Raw genomic sequence first — 18219 nt, 5'->3', positions numbered from 1 at the left:
CGGTTCACCGGTTTCGTCCGCACCTGTCCTGCTCCCCGCGAATATACGGCGATCGGCCGGGGAACACCCCGGCTCCGCGTGGCTACGCGTCGTCCAGGCCGCGCTCTATCGCGTACCGCACCAGCTCCACGCGGTTGTGCAACTGGAGCTTGCCCAGGGTGTTCTGGACGTGGTTCTGCACGGTGCGGTGGGAGATGACCAGGCGTTCGGCGATCTGCTTGTAGCTCAGGCCCTTGGCGACCAGCCGCAGCACCTCGGTCTCCCGGTCGGTCAGGCGCGGGGTGTCCGGCTTGCCGGTGTCCTGCGCCGGGGCCGGTTCGGAGGCGAGACGGCGGTACTCGCCGAGGACCAGGCCGGCCAGGCCGGGTGTGAAGACCGGATCGCCGGCGGCCGTACGGCGTACCGCGTCCTGCAGTTCCTCCGTGGACGCCGACTTCAGGAGGTAACCGGTGGCCCCGGACTTCACCGCCTCCAGGACGTCGGCGTGCTCACCGCTGGCCGACAGCACCAGGACGCGCACCGTCGGGGCGGCGCCGACGACCTCCTTGCAGACCTGTACGCCCGGCTTGCCGGGCAGGTTGAGGTCGAGCACGAGGACGTCGGGTGCGGCGGCCCGGGCCCGGCGCACGGCCTGGTCGCCGTCGCCGGCGGTGGCGACCACGTCGAAGCCGGACTCGGCCAGATCCCGGGCGACGGCGTCGCGCCACATGGGGTGGTCGTCGACCACCATGACCTTGATCGGGTCCTGTCGTTCACTCATCGGCCGTCGCCTTCCCCCGTGCCGTACTGCTGTTCTTCGGTGCTCTCAGCTCGACCTCGGTGCCCTGTCCCGGCACCGAGACCAGGTCCGCCGTGCCGCCGAGGTCGCGCAGCCGCCCCCGGATCGACAGGGCGACGCCGAGCCGGCCCTCGCCCTCGGCCTCGTCGAGCCGGCCCTCGGGGATGCCGGGGCCGTCGTCGCGGACGGTGACGATCACCTCGTCCGGCTCGTCCTCGATCAGGATCCACGCGCGCGCGTGCTCACCGGCGTGCTTGCGGACGTTGTCCAGGGCGGCGCCGACGGCGGCGGTCATCTCCCGTGCGGTGTCGGGGGCCAGCAGTACCGGCGCTCCGGGCTCGGCGAGGTTGACGCGGGCGCCGGCACAGGGGGCGAGCAGCGTGCGCAGGTCGACGGGACCGGCCGGTTCGTCCGTCTCCGGTTCCTCCACCGCCCGTACGACGGCGCCCTCGGCGGCGTCCTCCGACACCCGGGAGACGGGCACCATGCCGCCGGAGACCAGGGTGCGCAGGGCCACCTCCTGCTCGCCCGCGAGGCGGCCCAGCTCCGCCGCCTCGCCACCGAGGACGGCGCCGCGACGCTGCACCATCGCCAGGACCTGGAGCACGCTGTCGTGGATGTCCCGTGCCAGCCGCTCCCGCTCCCGGGTCGCCGCCTCGATCTCCAGGGCGCGGGCGAGGGTGCGCTCGGAGGCGCGGGCGACCTCGACGACGTAGCCGATGGCGATGGAGGCGACCCAGACCAGGATCACGTTGTGCACGGTGTCGCGGGCGGGGCCGCCGCGTTCGATGAGATTGGCGACGGCGACGAGTGTGGAGGCGAGCGCCGCCCAGCGCCAGCCGCCCTTGATCGCGAAGGCCAGCACCGAGCCGGCGGTCCATATGGACGGCATGGTGGGGCCGCCGTCCGCGATCCGCTCCGGCGCGTCGGCGAGGGGGGTGAGCAGAATGCCGGTGAGCGCGATGGTCAGGTCGGCGGTGAGGAAGCGCTTGGTGCACGCGGCGGCGTTCGCGACCTTGTGGAGGGTGGCCAGGGTCCAGACGGCCAGGACGGCGAAGTAGGCGACGGCCAGCCAGGGGCGGACGAACCGGTCGTGGGCGGTGCCGAACAGGCCGATCGCGTACAGCATGGTGAGCACGCGGTACGCCGTGAGCGCGCGCCACAGCGGCTGCTCGACGGACATCCTCATGACACGCTCGCGCTTGGCCATCTCCCCCACCCCGTCCGGCCCGGCCCGCTGCGGCTACTTCTCGTCCCGCTCCTTGTCGGCCTGCTGGGCCCGTCCCTTCTCGTCCCGCTCCCGCTGGGACTGTTCCTTCTCGGCCTGTTCCTTCTCGGCCTGTTCCTTCTCCGCGCGGGCGAGCGCGGCCTTCGCCGCCTTGCCCGCCTCCTTCTCGGCCTTCGCCGCCTCCGCGAGCTGCCGCTTCATGGCGGTCGCGTACATGTCGACGTACTCCTGGCCGGAGAGCTTCATGATTTCGTACATGACCTCGTCGGTCACCGCGCGGAGCACGAAGCGGTCGTGCTCCATGCCCTGGTAGCGGCTGAAGTCCAGCGGCCTGCCGATCCGGATGCCCGGCCGCATCAGCTTCGGCACGACCTTGCCGGGCGGCTGGATCTTCTCGGTGTCGATCATGGCGACCGGGACGACCGGCGCTCCCGTGGCGAGCGCCACGCGCGCGAGGCCGCCCGGCTTGCCCCGGTACAGCCGCCCGTCGGGCGAGCGGGTCCCCTCGGGGTAGATGCCGAACAGCTCGCCGCGCTCCAGGACCTCTATGCCGCTCTTGATGGCGGCCTCCCCCGCGCCGCGCGCGCCGGAGCGGTCCACCGGGAGCTGTCCGACCCCCTTGAAGAACGCGGCGGTCAGCCGGCCCTTCACGCCGGGTGTGTTGAAGTACTCCGCCTTGGCGATGAAGGTCACCTTGCGGTCGAGGACCGCCGGCAGGAAGAACGAGTCGGAGAACGACAGGTGGTTGCTGGCCAGGATCGCCGGGCCCTCGGCGGGGACGTTCTCCAGGCCCTCCACCCAGGGCCGGAAGGCAAGCTTCAACGAGCCCCCGACGGTGACCTTCATCGCGCCGTACAACAACCGAGTGCCTCCTGTGTGTGTCGAGGAGACCTTATCCCGGAGCATCGGCCGGGGCGGCTGCGGCCCTGGTCGGTGTCAGTGCGGTCGCGTACGGTGAAGTACCTGCAAGTCCCGACGTGCCAGCCCCTTCACGAACAGGAGACCGAAACGTGCCGGTCCTCCCCGGAGCCGAGCCGTTCCGCCACGAGGGCGGGGAAGTCGGCGTCCTCCTCTGCCACGGCTTCACCGGTTCCCCCCAGTCGCTGCGCCCCTGGGCGGAGTACCTCGCCGGGCGTGGTCTGACCGTCGCCCTGCCGCTGCTGCCCGGCCACGGCACACGCTGGGAGGACATGCAGCTCACCGGCTGGCCGGACTGGTACGCGGAGGTGGACCGCGAGCTGCGCCTGCTGCGCGAACGCTGCGCGCGCGTGTTCGTGGCCGGGCTCTCCATGGGCGGCGCCCTGGCCCTGCGGCTGGCGGCCCGGCACGGGGACGCGGTCAGCGGGGTGATGGTCGTCAACCCGGCGAACCGGATGCACGGCGTCGCCCAGCACGCCCTGCCGGTGATCCGTCACCTGGTGCCCGCGACGCGGGGCATCGCCAGCGACATCGCCAAGCCGTCGACGACGGAGCTGGGGTACGACAAGGTCCCGCTGCACGCGGCGCACTCGCTGCGGTCCTTCTTCCGGCTGGTCGACGGCGAGCTGCCGCAGGTCACGCAGCCGCTGCTGCTGCTGCGCAGCCCGCAGGACCATGTGGTGCCGCCCGCCGACGCGGCCCGCATCCTCAGCCGGGTGTCGTCGACGGACGTGACGGAGATCCTGCTGGAACAGAGCTACCACGTGGCGACGTTGGACTACGACGCGGACCGGATCTTCGCGGAGAGCGCGGCGTTCGTCGCCCGGCTCGCGCCCGGTTCCGTCAAGGAGCCGGAGCCCGGCCTCGGCAAGGAAGGGACGACCGCAGGTGGCTGAGCACGACGCCGACCGCGAGGACCGTGAGGACCGCGAGGAGCGGGACGAGCGGGACGAGCGCGCGGACCGGGATCGGGGTGTGCCGGAGGAACAGGCCGTGCCCATCGACGAGGACGCGGCCTGGGCGGCGATCGTCGCCGGGTACGGGGACGAGCCGCCGGACCCGCCGGGCGCCAAGCCGTTCAAGTCGGTCGAGGACCTGGCCCGTCTGGAGGCCGGGACCAACGACGAGCGGCCCGCGGAGGAGCGGCCCGAGGAGGAGCTGCCCGCCGCGCCGGTCCGGCCGCTGGGCGGCTCCGTCGCCTTCGCGCCCGGCGTCGGCACCGGCCCGCGCGACCACAGTCCGGCCGAGCCCTCCGACGACGACTTCGACGAGGGCGACGAGGGCCACTTCGTGCCGCCGGAGCCGCCCCCGCTGCCGGAGGCGGACGTGACCGCCAAGTTCGCCTGGCTGGGCGTGCTCGGCGGTCCGGTTCTGCTGCTGCTGGCGGTGCTGCTCGGCTGGCACATGACCTGGTGGCTGACGACCCTGAGCATCGGCGGCTTCCTCGGCGGCTTCGCCACGCTGGTGATGCGGATGCGGGAAGACGACGAGGACGAGGACGATCCGGGCCGGGGGGCCGTCGTCTGATCCGGGCCCTGCCCTAGATGATTGATTCCAAGGTCAGTGGTCGTAGGCGGTCAGTGAGCGGATGACCGGGCCGCCGGTGTGGTGGTTGTGCCAGATCGCCGTGGTGAGGGCGAGGAGTCGTTGCAGGACGCGGACGGCTACTCCGCCGGGGGTACGGCCGCCATGCCGTTCGAGGTCGAGCTGGCTCTTGAGGGTCTGGTTGACCGACTCGATCAGCTGCCGCAGCGGCTTGAAGAGCTCGGCTCCGGCCCGTTGGGGTTCGCCCTTGCGGGCCGGCCGCAGCAGCCGGACACCGAGGTCGGTGAGCTGCCGCTCGAAGTCGCGGCCGTAGTAGTTGCGGTCGGCCAGGAGGGTCGGGGGCGGTCGGCCGGCAAGCAGCGCCGGTTCAATGGTGAGGATGTCCAGCAGCACCTCGCGCTCGACGGCCTTGGCACCGGCAAGCGCGAAGGCGACGGGCAGGCCGTGCAGGGTGCACACCACATGCAGCCGCAGGCCCCAGAAGAAGCGGGAGTGGCTGGCGCAGTAGCCGTACTCGGCCCATCCGGCCAGGTCGGAGCGTTTCGCGGTCTCCTTCGAGCGGCCGCACTCCACGGGGGTGGAGTCGACGATCCACACGTCGTCGTGCCAGAACGCGGTGTCGCGGGCCACTGCCCGCATGACATGGCGGATCAGTCCGGCCGCCCGGCGCAGCCGCTTGTTCCAGCCGCTTTGCTGCGGCAGATACGGAAACAGGCCGCGCAGGTGGGCGTGGGCATAGCGCAGCCACCGGGCCTCGGAGACAAAGCCCAGCAGGGCCTGCATCACCGCCAGGGTGACCAGCTCCGCATCGCTCAGCTTCGGTTCCAGGCCCACCCGAGGTCGCCACGGCGCCAGATCCGGCGAAGTCTTCAACAGGTCATCGACCCGCACGTACAGTGCAGTTGCGAGGGTGTCTATCTCGGTCGTCACACACTGAGAGTGGGCACCCTCGCTCCGTCTGCGCAGCTATTCCTTGGAATCAACCATCTAGGCGGCCGGCAGGTGGCTGCCCGGGGTGGCCGGCACCTTGAGCGCGGCCAGGACCGGAAGGTGGTCCGTGGCCGCCCTCAGGTCGTCCTCGGTCACGCCCGGCAGTCCGTGCGGCACCCCACAGCCCAGCACCTCGATGCCCTTGGTCGCGAAGACCGCGTCGATGCGCTGGTGCGGGTCGGCCGGGGTGGAGGTGGGGTCGCCGCCCCAGGGCGCGGTGGCCCGGCAGTCCTGGAGCTGCGCGGCGAGCCGCCGGAAGGTCGGCCCGTCGGGGCGTTCGTTGAGGTCGCCGCCCGCGACCGCGTGGGGCACGCCCAGGCCGGCGAGCCGGTCCAGCAGCATGCCGCCCTGCTCGTACCGCTCGTCCTTCTGCAGTGACAGATGGCAGGACAGGACACCGAGCCGGACCCCGCCGAAGCGGACGACGGCGGTGGCGAAGCCACGGCGGTGCAGTCCGGGGGTGAGCGGGAGCAGCACGTCCTCCGTGCGCTCCACGGTGGCACGCAGCGAGGAGAGCAACGCGGGGCCGGCGGCGGTGGCGCCGCCGGAGAGGACCACCAGGTCGGCGGCGCGGGCCAGCCGGGCCAGTTTCTTGCGCCAGCGGAAGAAGCGAGGGGCTTCCTGGATCAGGACCAGGTCGGGGGCGCAGGCCCTGATCACCCGGGCGAGGGCGGCGGTGTCGTCGCGCATCGAGCGGATGTTGTAGCTCAGGACGCGGATGACCGCGGAACCGTCGGGTTCGGTACGAGAGATGGGAAGCGCCGGAGGGGACGTTGCCATGCGGGTCAATGTACGGGGGCCCGGCGTTGTTGGCGCCCCATAGCTCGGGGCGCGAGGTGAGTGTGCGACTTCCGGTTGTGGGGTTGGTCGCGCAGTTCCCCGCGCCCCTGGCCGGCGTGCGGGCGCCGTTTCTCGGAACGTGAGCGCTACATGATCGGGTCGGGTTCCCTCGCCAGGTCGGCCGCGCCCACCAGGCCCGCCTTGTTGCCCAGCTCGGCGGCGCGAACCTCGGCGACCGGGCGCCAGTTGCCGCCGACCAGCCAGCGCTTGTAGGACTTGCGGATCGGGCCCAGGACCAGTTCGCCCTCGTCGGACAGGCCGCCGCCGACGATGAAGGCGGACGGGTCGAAGAGGGAGGCCAGGTCGGCCAGGCCCGCGCCGACCCAGCGGGCCAGCTCGCGGTAGGAGTCGACGGCGACCGGGCAGCCCTGCCGGGCGGCCATGGAGATGTGCTTGCCCTCGATGCCGTCGGGGGTGCCGTCCCCGAGACCGAGGAGGATCTCGGCCTGCTCCGGGGTGGCGTTGGCACGCTGCTTGGCGTACCGGACGAGGGCGCGGCCGGAGGCGTACTGCTCCCAGCAGCCCTGCGAGCCGCAGCCGCACAGCAGGCCGTCCGGCACCATCCGGATGTGGCCGAACTCGGCGGCCACGCCGAAGTGGCCGCGGCGCAGCTTGTTGCCGATGATGATGCCGCCGCCGAGGCCGGTGCCGAGGGTGATGCAGATGACGTTGCGGTGGCTCTTGCCGCCGCCGAACTTGTACTCGCCCCAGGCCGCGGCGTTGGCGTCGTTCTCCACGACGACCGGAAGGCCGACGCGGGCTTCGACCTTCTCCTTCAGCGGCTCCTGGCGCCAGTCGATGTTGGGCGCGAAGTAGACCGTGGAGCGCTGGCGGTTGACGTATCCGGCGGCGCCGATGCCCACGCCGACGATGTCGTGCCCCACGCGTGCGCCCTCCACCGCGGAGGCGATGGCGTCCACGATGCCCTCGGGCGTGCCCGGGGTCGGCACCTTGTGGGTCGAGAGGATGTTGCCTTCCTCGTCGACCACGCCGGCCGCGATCTTCGTGCCGCCGATGTCGACGCCGATGGTGAGTCCCATGAATCCCTCAGTTTCGGTCGAGCCCCGCTACGGCCAACCGTACCCGAGGCCCTGCCGCACGGGACCGTCAGTCCAAGTCGATGCGCTGTCCGGGGCCGGTGCCCTCGTCGCCCTCGTCAGGACGTTCATCCAGGTCACGCGGGTCCCGGGGGTCGCCGACGTGCTGGTCCCCGGCGGCTCCCGCGGTCCAGCGGCGCTCCTGGTTCTGGACCGCGGAGCGGTAGGCGGCGAGCAGTTCGTTCCCGGCCGCCGCGAGGTGGTCGAAGACGTCGGGGTTGCGTTCGATGACCGGCTCGACCGCGGCCCTGGCCTGCTCGACGACCTGCCGGACCACCTGCTGGGCGGCGGGCCCGGCGACCGCCCCGAACAGCGGGGACTGGAGACCGGAGAGCTTCTCGGCGACGGTGTCGACGAGCCGGCGCAGTTCCTCGGCGGCCGAGCCGGGGGGCGGACCGTGCTCGGCACGGCGGCGGGCCTTCTCCGCCTCCAGGTCCTCGGCGCACGCGGTCGCCCACGCGTCGGCGTCGGTCGCCCGCACCTCCTCGGCTGCGTCTGTCGTGTCTGTCGCGTCGGCCCGGTCCGCGGCGTCGTCGCGGGCGGCGTCGGACGGGGGGAGCTCTTCGCTCATGACGGACTCCTGACTACGGTTCGTCCCTACGACGTTACCCGAACGGCCGTACCGGATTCACCGGCTCCGGGGGCGCACCGGTTCACCGGCTCCGGGGCCACAGCCGCGGGTCGGGCGCGAATCGTACGCGCAGCTCACCCTCGCGCAGGGCGGCCCCGTCGACGGTGCAGCGGCGCAGCGCGGACGGCAGCGGCACGATTCGGCGGAACGGTCCGGCGGTGACCACCAGTTCGTCGCCGCGCCGGACGAGGTCCAGCTCGTCCCGTATGGCGCCGGGCAGCGGGATGTGCCAGACCAGGACCCCGTCGTCGGCGATCCGGTCGGTGACGGGCCACTCGACCGGGGGCGCCCCCGGGTTGACGCCGGGGGCGGCGAGGGCGGCGAGGTCGTCCGTGCCGCGCGGGTCCCGCCCGAGGTGCGCGACGGGACGGACGTCGTACGACTCCCGCCACTCCTCCATGATCTTGCGCTGCTGGACGACGGGGCCGGCCAGCCAGCTGTCGGCGGGGGCGTCCTCGGGCAGCACCCGGTTGGCGACCAGCAGGTCCGGCCGCAGGCCGCGCAGGGCGAGGCCGAGGACGGCGGTGCGGACGGCGTCGGCACCGGCCGGGCCGGGCTCGGCGACCAGCCGGACCACGGTGTTCCGGTCGGCGACGACGGCCTCGGCGGCGGCGAGTTCCAGGTCCCAGCGGGCGGCGGCCTCGTACAGCGACTCGGCGGGCATCGGGACCCCGGCGAGCCGGCCCAGGACGGGGCGCAGGGCGCGGGCGGCCTGCCGTTCCGGCGGCAGCAGGCGGCGCAGGTAGCGGCGGAGTTCCTCGGGCAGGGCGAGCAGGGCGAGGGCGCGCGGGGCGGCCGGGAGGTCGACGACGAGGAGGTCGTGCGCCTCGGCGAGGGCGGCGTCGCGCAGGGCGCGCAGCAGGGCGAGTTCCTCGGCGCCGGGCAGCGGGGTCAGCTCCTCGGGGTCGAGGCGGGTGGCGCCGAGCAGGTCGAGGGCGGTGGAGGCGCGGTCCTGGAGGGCGGCGAGGTCGTCGCGGAAGCCCCGGGCCGGGTCGGGGCGCCGGACGGTGAGGCCGTCCTCGACCCGGGCCGGGTCGGGGCCGGTGCGCGTGCCGAGGGCGGCGCCGAGGGTGTCGTCGCGGTCGGCGCCGAGGAGCAGGGTGCGGGTGCCCGCACGGGCGGCGGCGAGCGCGGTGGCGGCGGCGACGGTGGAGCGACCGCTGCCGCCGGGGCCCGTGATCAGGAGGGTGCGCATGAGGCTGAACGGTACCTTTGCGCGCGGCGGTCAAACGTGGGGTGCATCGGGGCAGCGCACGCGGGCCGCGTACCGCCCCGGGCCGACGGGCCGAGACACGCCGGACCCGCGCCGTCGGCGATGTGCCTCCCCCGCAGGGGGCGCCCCCGGCACCCGTCGGTGCCGCCCCGGGGAACCTGCCGGGCCGCTCGGGCACGCGGGGGCGGGCACGACTGCCCGCGGTCACGGCACCGGTCTCTCCGGTGGGCTACTGCGCACCCGACTCCACCCGCTTCTTCAGCCCCGCCAGGGCCCGGTCGATGATGACCTTCTCGGCCTTGCGCTTGATCATGCCGAGCATCGGGATCTTGACGTCGACGGTGAGCCGGTAGGTGACCTCGGTGCCGGTGCCCGCGGGCTCGAGGAGGTACGTGCCGTCGAGGGCGCGCAGCATCTGGGACTTCACCAGCGTCCAGGACACCTCGTGCTCGCCGTTCCAGGTGTAGGCCAGCGTCTGGTCGTCCTTGATCGCCCCGGCGTCCATGACCAGCCGGACCTGCTCGGCGCGGCCCTGGGCGTCGGTGGCGAGCACCTCGGCCTCCTTCACCTCGCCGGTCCAGTCCGGATAGCGGGCGAAGTCGGAGATCACCCCCATGACGTCGGCCGGTGGCGCCTCGATCGTGATGCTCGAGCTGGTGTGTTCCGCCATCGCCGTGGCTCCTCCAGATGCGGGCCGGTAATGAGGTTGCGTACGCACGTGGGTGCAGCGTGAAGGCTACCGCGCACGGACGGGGGTGCCGTCACCCCCACCTGCGCGGCTTCGGCCACGGCGCACGGCGACGGCCCACGGGGCTCACCGCGGCTCGCGCCCCGGGGCCCACCGGGGCTCACCGTTCACCACTCCATGACCCACGGGCGCCCGGTGGACGCGAAGTGCCCGACGTTCACGCACTCGGTCGCCCCGATCCGCATCCGCCGTACCAGCGGCTGGTGAACGTGGCCGAAGAGCGCGTACCGGGGGCGGGTGCGGCGGATGGCCTCCAGCAGCGCCCGGCTGCCCCGCTCGAAGCGCCGTGCCACCGTGTCGTAGACGAGTTCCGGCACCTCCGGCGGGATGTGCGTGCACAGCACGTCCACCTCGCCGACGGCCTCGATCTTCGCGGCGTACTCCTCGTCGCCGATCTCGTAGGGGGTGCGCATCGGGGTGCGCAGCCCGCCGCCGACGAAGCCGAACACCCGGCCGCCGATCTCCACCCGCTCACCGTCGAGCACGGTCGTGCCGGGACCGGCGTAGTCCCGCCAGAGGAGCGGCATGTCGACATTGCCGTAGGTGGCGTACGTCGGTGTGGGGAACGCGGCGAACAGCTCGGCGTACTGCTTGCGCACCGCCTTCTCGATCACCGCGTGCCGGTCCCCTTCGATGCCGCCCCACAGCCGGGCGCCGAACTCCCGCGCCTCCGCGAAGCGCCGCGCGGTGCGCAGCTCGACGATGCGGCGGGCGTTCTCGGTGCCGAACAGGTCGGGGAAGATGCCGCGGGAGTGGTCGGCGTAGTCGAGGAAGAGGACCAGGTCTCCCAGGCAGACCAGGGCGTCGGCGCCCTCGCCGGCGCGGGCCAGGTCGCGGGCGTTGCCGTGCACGTCGCTGACCACGTGGATGCGTGTCGTCGGGCTTCCGGCCGGTACGGGTGTCATGGCGATCAAGCGTAGAAAGAGGACGCCTGTTGTGAACAGTGGCGGTCCGACCTGCGGTTACTGGCTGGCCGGTTGAGGAGTCGACTACTGTGCGCGAAGGAAACACCAGCGTGTGACGCAGCGAACATCTCGCCGGGCCCCCCTGTCGGAGAAGCCATACCGGCGGGTAACGTCCGGGCAGTCCAGACGTGCTCAGGTTTTCAACAGCGAAGCCCCGAGCACTTGCCCGAGCCTTGGACCGCACCGTCGCATCACACAACGTCGTGGCGCCGGCGCCCTATGAGGAGCAGCAGTCTTGCGCGAGTTCAGCCTTCCGGCCCTGTACGAGGTCCCTGCGGACGGGAACCTGACCGACATCGTCCGCAGAAACGCCGCGCAGCATCCGGACGTCGCCGTGATCGCCCGCAAGGCCGGCGGCGCCTGGCAGGACGTGACCGCCCGGGAGTTCCTCGCGGAGGTGCACGCCGCCGCCAAGGGCCTGATCGCCTCCGGGGTGCAGCCGGGCGACCGGGTGGGCCTGATGTCGCGGACCCGCTACGAGTGGACGCTGCTGGACTTCGCGATCTGGTGCGCGGGCGCGGTCACCGTGCCGGTGTACGAGACCAGCTCGGCGGAGCAGGTGCAGTGGATCCTCAGCGACTCGGGCGCCACGGCGTGCGTCGTGGAGTCGGCCGGGCACGCCGCCGCCGTCGAGTCGGTGCGCGAGCAGCTGCCCGCGCTCAAGCACGTCTGGCAGATCGACGCCGGGGCCGTGGCGGAGCTGGGGCGGCTCGGCGCGGACGTCACGGACGCGGCGGTGGAGGAGCGCGGCTCGATCGCCAAGGCCGACGACCCGGCGACCATCGTCTACACCTCGGGCACCACCGGCCGCCCCAAGGGCTGCGTGCTCACCCACCGCAGCTTCTTCGCGGAGTGCGGCAACGTGGTGGAGCGGCTGCGGCCCCTCTTCCGCACCGGTGAGTGCAGTGTGCTGCTCTTCCTGCCGCTGGCGCACGTCTTCGGGCGCATGGTGCAGATCGCGCCGATGGTGGCGCCGATCAAGCTGGGCACGGTCCCGGACATCAAGAACCTCACGGACGAACTGGCGTCCTTCCGGCCGACGCTGATCCTGGGCGTCCCGCGGGTCTTCGAGAAGGTCTACAACTCGGCGCGCGCGAAGGCGCAGGCGGACGGCAAGGGCAAGATCTTCGACAAGGCGGCGGACACGGCGATCGCCTACAGCAAGGCCCTGGACTCCCCGTCCGGCCCGTCCGTCGGCCTGAAGATCAAGCACAAGGTCTTCGACAAGCTGGTCTACGGCAAGCTCCGCGCGGTGCTCGGCGGCCGGGGCGAGTACGCCATCTCCGGCGGCGCCCCGCTGGGCGAGCGGCTGGGCCACTTCTTCCGCGGCATCGGCTTCACGGTGCTGGAGGGCTACGGCCTGACCGAGTCCTGCGCCGCGACCGCCTTCAACCCGTGGGACCGGCAGAAGATCGGCACGGTCGGTCAGCCGCTGCCGGGCTCGGTGGTGCGCATCGCCGACGACGGCGAGGTGCTGCTGCACGGCGAGCACCTGTTCAAGGAGTACTGGAACAACCCGGCCGCGACCGCGGAGGCGCTGGCCGACGGCTGGTTCCACACCGGTGACATCGGCACCCTGGACGAGGACGGCTATCTGCGGATCACCGGCCGCAAGAAGGAGATCCTGGTCACCGCGGGCGGCAAGAACGTCGCCCCGGCCGTGATCGAGGACCGCATCCGGGCGCACGCGCTGGTGGCCGAGTGCATGGTGGTCGGCGACGGGCGTCCGTTCGTGGGCGCGCTGGTCACGATCGACGAGGAGTTCCTCGGCCGCTGGTGCGCCGAGAACGGCAAGCCGGCCGGCTCCACGGCGGCGGCGCTGCGGGACGACCCCGACCTGCTCGCCGCGATCCAGTCGGCGATCGACGACGGCAACTCGGCGGTGTCCAAGGCGGAGTCGGTGCGCAAGTTCCGTATTCTGTCCGCCCAGTTCAGCGAGGAGTCGGGGCATCTGACGCCGTCGCTGAAGCTGAAGCGGAACGTGGTGGCCAAGGACTACGCCGACGAGATCGAGGCGATCTACGCGAAGTAGAACGAAGCGGGGCACGTGCCTTCCGGGGTGGTGGGTGCGGTGGGCCGGCGGCCTTCGGTCGCCGGTGGCCGGTCGCGCGGTTCCCCGCCCTTGGCGGCGCTGCTCTACAGCAGCGTTTTCAGATGCTCCGCGAGCAGGTCCCAGCGCCACTTCTCCTCGACCCAGGCGCGGCCCCGCTCCCCCATCCGGCGGCGCAGTCCGGCGTCCCCGAGGAGGGTGACGATCCGCTCGGCGGACTCCTCGGCGCAGCCGCCCCGCACCACCCAGCCGGTCTCGCCGTCGAGCACGGCGTCGGGCGCCCCGCCCGAGTCACCGGCGACGACGGGCAGGCCGGTCGCGGACGCCTCCAGGTAGACGATGCCGAGGCCCTCGACGTCCAGGCCGCCCCGGCGGGTCCGGCACGGCATCGCGAACACGTCGCCGGCGCCGTAGTGGGCGGGCAGCTCGGACCAGGGCACGGAGCCGGTGAAGCGGACCGAGGCGGCGACGCCGGTCTCGCGGGCGAGGCGGCGCAGGTCCTTCTCGTACGGGCCGCCGCCGACGATCAGCAGCACGGCGTCGGGCTCGGCGGCCAGGATGCGCGGCATGGCCCGGATCAGCGTGTCCTGCCCCTTGCGCGGCACCAGCCGGGAGACGCACACGACCACCGGCCGCTCGGTCAGCCCGAGCCGGGCCCGCACCTCGTCGCCACCGCTGCCGGGGTGGAAGGTCTTCTCGTCGACGCCGGGCGGCAGCTGCACCATCCGCGCGGCGGCCCCGTCGGTGAGCGCGCCCGCGATCCGGGACCGCGTGTACTCCCCGAGGTAGGTGATCGTGTCCGTGGACTCACCGATCCGGCGCAGCAGTTGCCGCGCGGCGGGCAGCTGGGCCCAGCCGGCCTCGTGGCCGTGGGTGGTGGCCACGAGCCGCTGGGCGCCGGCCCTCCGCAGCGCCGGTGCCATCAGCCCGAGCGGCGCCGCCGCCCCGAACCACACCGACGTGCACCCGTGCTCGCGCAGCAGCCCGGCCGCCCGCCGGGTCGCCCCCGGCGTCGGCAGCAGCATCGTCGTGCGGTCCCGTACGACGGTGAAGGGCTGCTCGGCGTCGAAGGCGGCGGTGGCCTCGACGCCCTCCCGGCTCCGCTTCCAGGTGGAGGCGTAGACGACCAGCCGGTCCGGGTCCAGGCGCAGCGCCATGTTGTGCAGGAAGGCCTGGATGCCGCCCGGCCGGGGCGGGAAGTCGTTCGTCACGATCAAGGTCTTGTGCATCGCCGCCGACCCTACCGAAGCCCCCGTTCACCACGGTTCCCGCCCATGCGTGTGGCACGCACACAGCTGTTCGGGACATCATGGATCCATCGAACGGCAGGCGAACGGGCAGGGGACACGTGGAGACGACGGGCGCGGGGCGGTCCCTGGCATGGCTGTCGGTGGCATGGGGCGCGACGAGGCTGATGCTGTTGCTGTTCGTGCTCAAGGTGTACGTCTTCCCGGGCCCGGACGTCACCAGTGACGTGTCCGTGATCTACCAGGGCTGGTACGAGATCCTGCGCACAGGAACGTTCCCTCTGGACGACGTCACCTGGCAGTACCCGCCCGCCGCCGCCCTGGCGATCCTCTCCCCCGGGATGCTGCCGTTCCTGGACTACCCGACGGCGTTCTACGTCCTGGCCTGCGCCGCCGACCTGGCGGTGCTCGCCCTGCTGCTGCGCGGCGGCCGGCGGGGCGGCGGGAGCCTGCGCGGCGCCTGGGCATGGGTGGTGGGCGTCCCGCTGCTCGGCCCCACGGTGTACGCCCGCTACGACGTGATGGTCACCGCCGTCGCGGTGGCCGCGCTGCTCGCCGCCGCCCGGCACCCCCGGCTGGCCGGGGCGCTGGCGGCCTTCGGCGCGCTGCTGAAGGTGTGGCCGGCGCTGGTGCTGCTCGGCATCCGCAGCCGCGTCTCCTGGGCCGCCGCGGCGGTCACCGGGGTGGTGGTGGCCGCGGCCCTCGCCGTGGCCATGCCGGGGGCGTTCGCCTTCCTGACGTTCCAGCGCGACCGGGGCACCGAGGTGGAGTCGCTGGGCGCGCTGGTCTTCCACGTCGCCCGGCAGTTCGGCTGGGAGGGGCAGGTGCTCCTCAACTACGGCTCGGTCGAGTTCCTCGGCCCGTACGTGGACGTGGTGAGCACCGCCGCCCTCACGCTCACCGGCATGGCGTTCGGCGGGCTGCTGCTGTGGCGGCTGAGGGCCACCCGGTTCGAGGCGCACACGGCCGCCGACGCGGCGTTCGTGGCGGTGCTGATGTTCACGACCACCAGCCGGGTGATCAGCCCTCAGTACATGGTCTGGCTGATCGGGCTGGCCGCGGTCTGCCTGTGCTTCCGGGCGAGCCGGATGCTGGTGCCCGTCGCCCTGGTGCTGGCGGCGAGCCTGGTGACGGTGCTGGAGTTCCCGGTCTGGTTCGGCCACGTCGTCGCCAGCGACGCGCTCGGCGTCACCCTGATGTTCGTGCGCAACGGCCTGCTGGTCGCCGCGACGGTGACCGCCTCCCGCGTCCTGTGGCGGGCGACCGTCCCCGGCCGGGCGGCCCCGGCCCCGCTGCCCGCCCACCCCGCCCGGACCGGCGGGACGCCGGTCTCCTCCTGACCCTCCCGGTCCCTCCGCGGACGAGGACGGCCTCCCGCCGGATCGCCCGCCGCGCGGCGTGGAAGGCCGCGGTGGTGACGTACGGGCGTGGCCGCGCGGCGCCGTCGCGCTGCCCGGCCGGAGGGGCGGCTCAGCCGAATTCCGCCCGCAGGCGGTCCCGCCACTCGGCGGTGAACGTCTCCGGAGTCGTCCCGAGGACGCTCTCCATCGCGTCCTCGACCGCCCCCGCCCGCTGGTCGTGTGCGCCCACCGCGCGGTAGAACTCGGCCAGGGTGTCCTCGCCCCAGCGGTCGGCGATCATCCGGCAGGCCATCCAGCCGCCCTCGTACGCACGCGCCAGCTCCGCCGCGTCGCCGGCGAAGCCGAACTCGTCGTCCGAGGGGAGTCCGTCGGGCACCCGCCCCTCGGCCACCGCCCGGGACAGCTCCGGGGCCGCCTGCCGCGGGGCGCGGCCGCTGCCGCGGTAGCCGACCCAGTCGGCGTATCCCTCGGACAGCCACAGCGGCGTGGCGGGGGTGGTGTGGGCGCGGGTGGCGACGTGGGTGGTCTCGTGGGTCAGCACGACCTGCTTGCCGAGGGTTCCGAGCAGGCTGTAGGCGTCGGGGTTGACGATGACGCGGTCCGCGGGCGCGTCGGCCGCGCCGCCCGTCTCGCCCGTGGTGACGGCCGCGATCCCGCGGTAGGAGGAGGCGGGCGAGCCGAGCAGGCCGGCCATCCCCTCCAGCGACTCGGGCACCAGCAGGACGACCCGCCGGGACCAGCCGCTGTCCCAGGCGTCCGACACGGCCGGCACCGCGCGGTCGGCCAGCTCGGCGAACCGGCGCAGGGTGCCGTCGGACTGGCCGACGCCGAGGACGAGGCTGTGGGCGCCGTGGACGACGCGGACCGGGCCCTGGTCCCAGGGCTGCTGGCCGGACTCGCGGGCGGGACGGTCGGAGTCGACGCGCCAGCGCCCGTCCCCGGTCCGGCTCAGCCGCACGGTGCGGGCCACGGTGACCGGACCCGGGTCGTAGTCGGTGAGGCGGTAGCGCAGCGCGACGTCGGCGGTGGCGGTGTTCCCGCTGCGGTCCACGTCCCGCACCTCGTAGGACCAGTCGGCCAGCGGCACGGACCGCAGGCGGGCGAGGCCGAAGCGGGTGCCGGTGGCGGCGTAGGCGCTCGGGTCGTGGTCCAGCACGGCGGCGGCCCGCCGGTCGAGCAGCCGCTGCACCTCGACCGTGACGGCGTCGGCCGCGGGCCGGCCACCACAGGCGACCAGTGAGACGAGCAGCAGGCACAGGACGACCACCGAGGACCCCGACACCCGCCTTCGACCAGCCACCCCTCCGATCGTACGGGCGCCGGGCCGCACAGGTGAGAGGGCGTCGGCGGTCGGGTTCCCGGCGGGCGGGGAACCCGGCCCGCCGAAGGTCTCCCGCCGGGAGGTCAGACGCGGGTGACCGAGGAGATCGGCATCATGCCGACCGGGTCGTAGCGCACCGGGGCGCCGGGGTAGGGCGCGTGGATGACCTGGCCGTTGCCCACGTACATGCCGACGTGGCTGGCGTCGTCCCGGTAGGTGACCAGGTCGCCCGGCCGTGCCTGGGAGAGGGGGATCCGCCGGCCCGCCCCGGCCTGGGCCTGGGAGGTGCGTGGCAGGGCGATCCCGGCCTGGGCGTACGACCACTGGGTCAGGCCCGAGCAGTCGAAGCCGGCGGGCCCGTTGGCGCCCCAGACGTAGGGCTTGCCGACGGCGGACTGCGCGGCGGCGACGGCGGCCCCCGCCCGGCCCGAGGCGGGGGCCGCGCCGGTGAGGTCGGGCAGGTCGGTGCGGCCGGAGCGGGAGGCGCGGCCGTAGGCGTCGCGCTCCTCGTCGGGCAGGGAGTTGAGCAGCCGGCGGGCCTCGGCGAGCTTGCGCTCCACCGTCTTCTTGTGGGCGGCCACCGCCTTGCGGCTCTTGCTCAGCTCGGCGAGCTTCCGGGTGGCCTCCGCGCGGTCCTGGGCGAGTCCGCGCATGGCCTCCTGGAGCTCCTCGAGCGCACCGGCGTGGTGGGCGCTGATCCGGTCGAGGGCGGACGCCTTGTCGAGGTAGTCGTCCGGGTCCTCGGAGAACAGCAGCGCGAGGGAGGGGTCGAGGCCGCCGGAGCGGTACTGGGCTCCGGCCAGCGAACCGAGAGCACCCCGCATGGAGTTGATGCGCTTCAGCTGCCGGGCGATGTTGTCCTGGGCGGTGTCGACCTCCTTGCGCAGGGCGTCGGTGCGCTCGTCGGCCTTGTTGTAGGCCTCGGTCGCCTTCTCCGCCTCCTGGTGGAGGCGGTCCACCTCGGCACGGGTGTCGTCGTGCGGCGCGGCCACGGCGGCCGGTACGGCGCCCAGGGCCGCCGCGGCGGCCGTGAGCAGCCCGATGGTGAGACGGGCACGCCGGTCGGACCCGGTCGGTGCAAGGCGGCGATGGGACCCCACGGGAAGCCGCGCTCCTTCCGCTGGCGGACAGGGAAACGCGGCAGACAGTAGCCCCGCTGCGGGGCGCCCTCCAACGACCTGAAGTGGGCACGTGCCCCGGCGCCCCGCCGCCGACGCAGGTCAGCGGCGGGGCGCGGGGTCAGCGCACGGCCCGGGGATTCGCCCGTTCGGGCGGCATGTCGGGTTG

General features: G+C 73.4%; 17 protein-coding genes. 4 read left to right on the top strand and 13 right to left on the bottom strand.

Translation table 11 applies throughout. From position 1 onward, the window contains the following. Window positions 1–82: 82 nt before the first annotated feature. The 3 genes from ACLGIH_RS25310 to ACLGIH_RS25300 are packed head-to-tail and all read right to left on the bottom strand — an operon-like array spanning window position 83 to window position 2852. Window positions 83–760: a response regulator gene (locus tag ACLGIH_RS25310; protein ID WP_416527580.1), complete on the bottom strand. Its 678-nt coding sequence runs from the start codon at window positions 758–760 to the stop codon at window positions 83–85. Next, window positions 753–1988, bottom strand: a complete 1236-nt coding sequence (gene macS / locus ACLGIH_RS25305) for a MacS family sensor histidine kinase (RefSeq protein WP_416527579.1) — start codon at window positions 1986–1988, stop codon at window positions 753–755. The genes ACLGIH_RS25310 and macS overlap by 8 nt, the downstream gene beginning before the upstream one ends. A 33-nt stretch (window positions 1989–2021) precedes the next feature. After that, window positions 2022–2852 (bottom strand): lysophospholipid acyltransferase family protein, encoded by an 831-nt coding sequence (locus ACLGIH_RS25300; RefSeq protein WP_416529468.1) that lies wholly within the window; start codon window positions 2850–2852, stop codon window positions 2022–2024. Window positions 2853–3016: 164 nt separating this feature from the next. On the opposite strand from ACLGIH_RS25300, the gene ACLGIH_RS25295 reads away from it, so the two are divergent. Both ACLGIH_RS25295 and ACLGIH_RS25290 read left to right on the top strand, forming a co-directional pair. After that, complete coding sequence (locus ACLGIH_RS25295) at window positions 3017–3820, top strand: alpha/beta hydrolase (protein WP_416527578.1); 804 nt, start codon at window positions 3017–3019, stop codon at window positions 3818–3820. Next, entirely contained in the window at window positions 3813–4451 is a 639-nt protein-coding gene (locus ACLGIH_RS25290; RefSeq protein WP_416527577.1) for a hypothetical protein, read from the top strand. The genes ACLGIH_RS25295 and ACLGIH_RS25290 overlap by 8 nt, the downstream gene beginning before the upstream one ends. A 33-nt stretch (window positions 4452–4484) precedes the next feature. Here ACLGIH_RS25290 and ACLGIH_RS25285 read toward each other — a convergent pair whose 3' ends face one another. The 7 genes from ACLGIH_RS25285 to ACLGIH_RS25255 all read right to left on the bottom strand — a co-directional run bounded on the left by ACLGIH_RS25285 (window position 4485) and on the right by ACLGIH_RS25255 (window position 10893). After that, window positions 4485–5399: an IS982 family transposase gene (locus ACLGIH_RS25285; protein WP_416527576.1), complete on the bottom strand. Its 915-nt coding sequence runs from the start codon at window positions 5397–5399 to the stop codon at window positions 4485–4487. Window positions 5400–5456: 57 nt separating this feature from the next. Continuing rightward, on the bottom strand, window positions 5457–6239 hold the full coding sequence (locus ACLGIH_RS25280; protein WP_416527575.1) for an endonuclease/exonuclease/phosphatase family protein: 783 nt from the start codon (window positions 6237–6239) through the stop codon (window positions 5457–5459). 146 nt (window positions 6240–6385) lie between these two features. After that, the gene (locus ACLGIH_RS25275; protein WP_416527574.1) at window positions 6386–7339 is read right to left on the bottom strand and encodes an ROK family glucokinase; all 954 of its coding nucleotides are present in this window, start codon (window positions 7337–7339) and stop codon (window positions 6386–6388) included. Window positions 7340–7406: 67 nt separating this feature from the next. Continuing rightward, window positions 7407–7967 (bottom strand): DUF5304 domain-containing protein, encoded by a 561-nt coding sequence (locus tag ACLGIH_RS25270; RefSeq protein WP_416527573.1) that lies wholly within the window; start codon window positions 7965–7967, stop codon window positions 7407–7409. Between the two features lie 82 nt (window positions 7968–8049). Continuing rightward, complete coding sequence (locus ACLGIH_RS25265) at window positions 8050–9222, bottom strand: ArsA family ATPase (RefSeq protein WP_416527572.1); 1173 nt, start codon at window positions 9220–9222, stop codon at window positions 8050–8052. Window positions 9223–9469: 247 nt separating this feature from the next. Next, the gene (locus ACLGIH_RS25260) at window positions 9470–9910 is read right to left on the bottom strand and encodes an SRPBCC family protein (RefSeq protein ID WP_416527571.1); all 441 of its coding nucleotides are present in this window, start codon (window positions 9908–9910) and stop codon (window positions 9470–9472) included. A gap of 185 nt (window positions 9911–10095) precedes the next feature. Then, on the bottom strand, window positions 10096–10893 hold the full coding sequence (locus ACLGIH_RS25255) for a metallophosphoesterase family protein (protein WP_416527570.1): 798 nt from the start codon (window positions 10891–10893) through the stop codon (window positions 10096–10098). Window positions 10894–11188: 295 nt separating this feature from the next. Here ACLGIH_RS25255 and ACLGIH_RS25250 point away from each other — a divergent pair, with 295 nt between their 5' ends. Continuing rightward, a complete protein-coding gene (locus tag ACLGIH_RS25250; RefSeq protein WP_416527569.1) occupies window positions 11189–12985 on the top strand; it encodes an AMP-dependent synthetase/ligase in 1797 nt (598 codons plus the stop codon). Window positions 12986–13089: 104 nt separating this feature from the next. Here the strand turns inward: ACLGIH_RS25250 and ACLGIH_RS25245 are convergent, their stop codons facing one another. Next, on the bottom strand, window positions 13090–14232 hold the full coding sequence (locus tag ACLGIH_RS25245) for a glycosyltransferase family 4 protein (protein WP_416527568.1): 1143 nt from the start codon (window positions 14230–14232) through the stop codon (window positions 13090–13092). A 119-nt stretch (window positions 14233–14351) separates the two neighbouring features. Here ACLGIH_RS25245 and ACLGIH_RS25240 point away from each other — a divergent pair, with 119 nt between their 5' ends. Next, window positions 14352–15590 carry a glycosyltransferase 87 family protein gene (locus ACLGIH_RS25240; protein WP_416527567.1) on the top strand — a complete coding sequence of 413 codons (1239 nt, stop codon included), beginning with the start codon at window positions 14352–14354 and terminating at the stop codon, window positions 15588–15590. A 130-nt stretch (window positions 15591–15720) separates the two neighbouring features. Here the strand turns inward: ACLGIH_RS25240 and ACLGIH_RS25235 are convergent, their stop codons facing one another. Both ACLGIH_RS25235 and ACLGIH_RS25230 read right to left on the bottom strand, forming a co-directional pair. Beyond that, entirely contained in the window at window positions 15721–16911 is a 1191-nt protein-coding gene (locus ACLGIH_RS25235; RefSeq protein ID WP_416527566.1) for a hypothetical protein, read from the bottom strand. Between the two features lie 104 nt (window positions 16912–17015). After that, entirely contained in the window at window positions 17016–18032 is a 1017-nt protein-coding gene (locus ACLGIH_RS25230) for a C40 family peptidase (RefSeq protein ID WP_416527565.1), read from the bottom strand. Window positions 18033–18219: the final 187 nt, after the last annotated feature.

This window comes from Streptomyces hamibioticus (assembly GCF_047946815.1).
GTDB lineage: Bacteria > Actinomycetota > Actinomycetes > Streptomycetales > Streptomycetaceae > Streptomyces.
The sequence above is the reverse complement of the archived record's forward strand: the minus strand, read 5'-3'. Positions and strand labels throughout refer to the sequence as shown.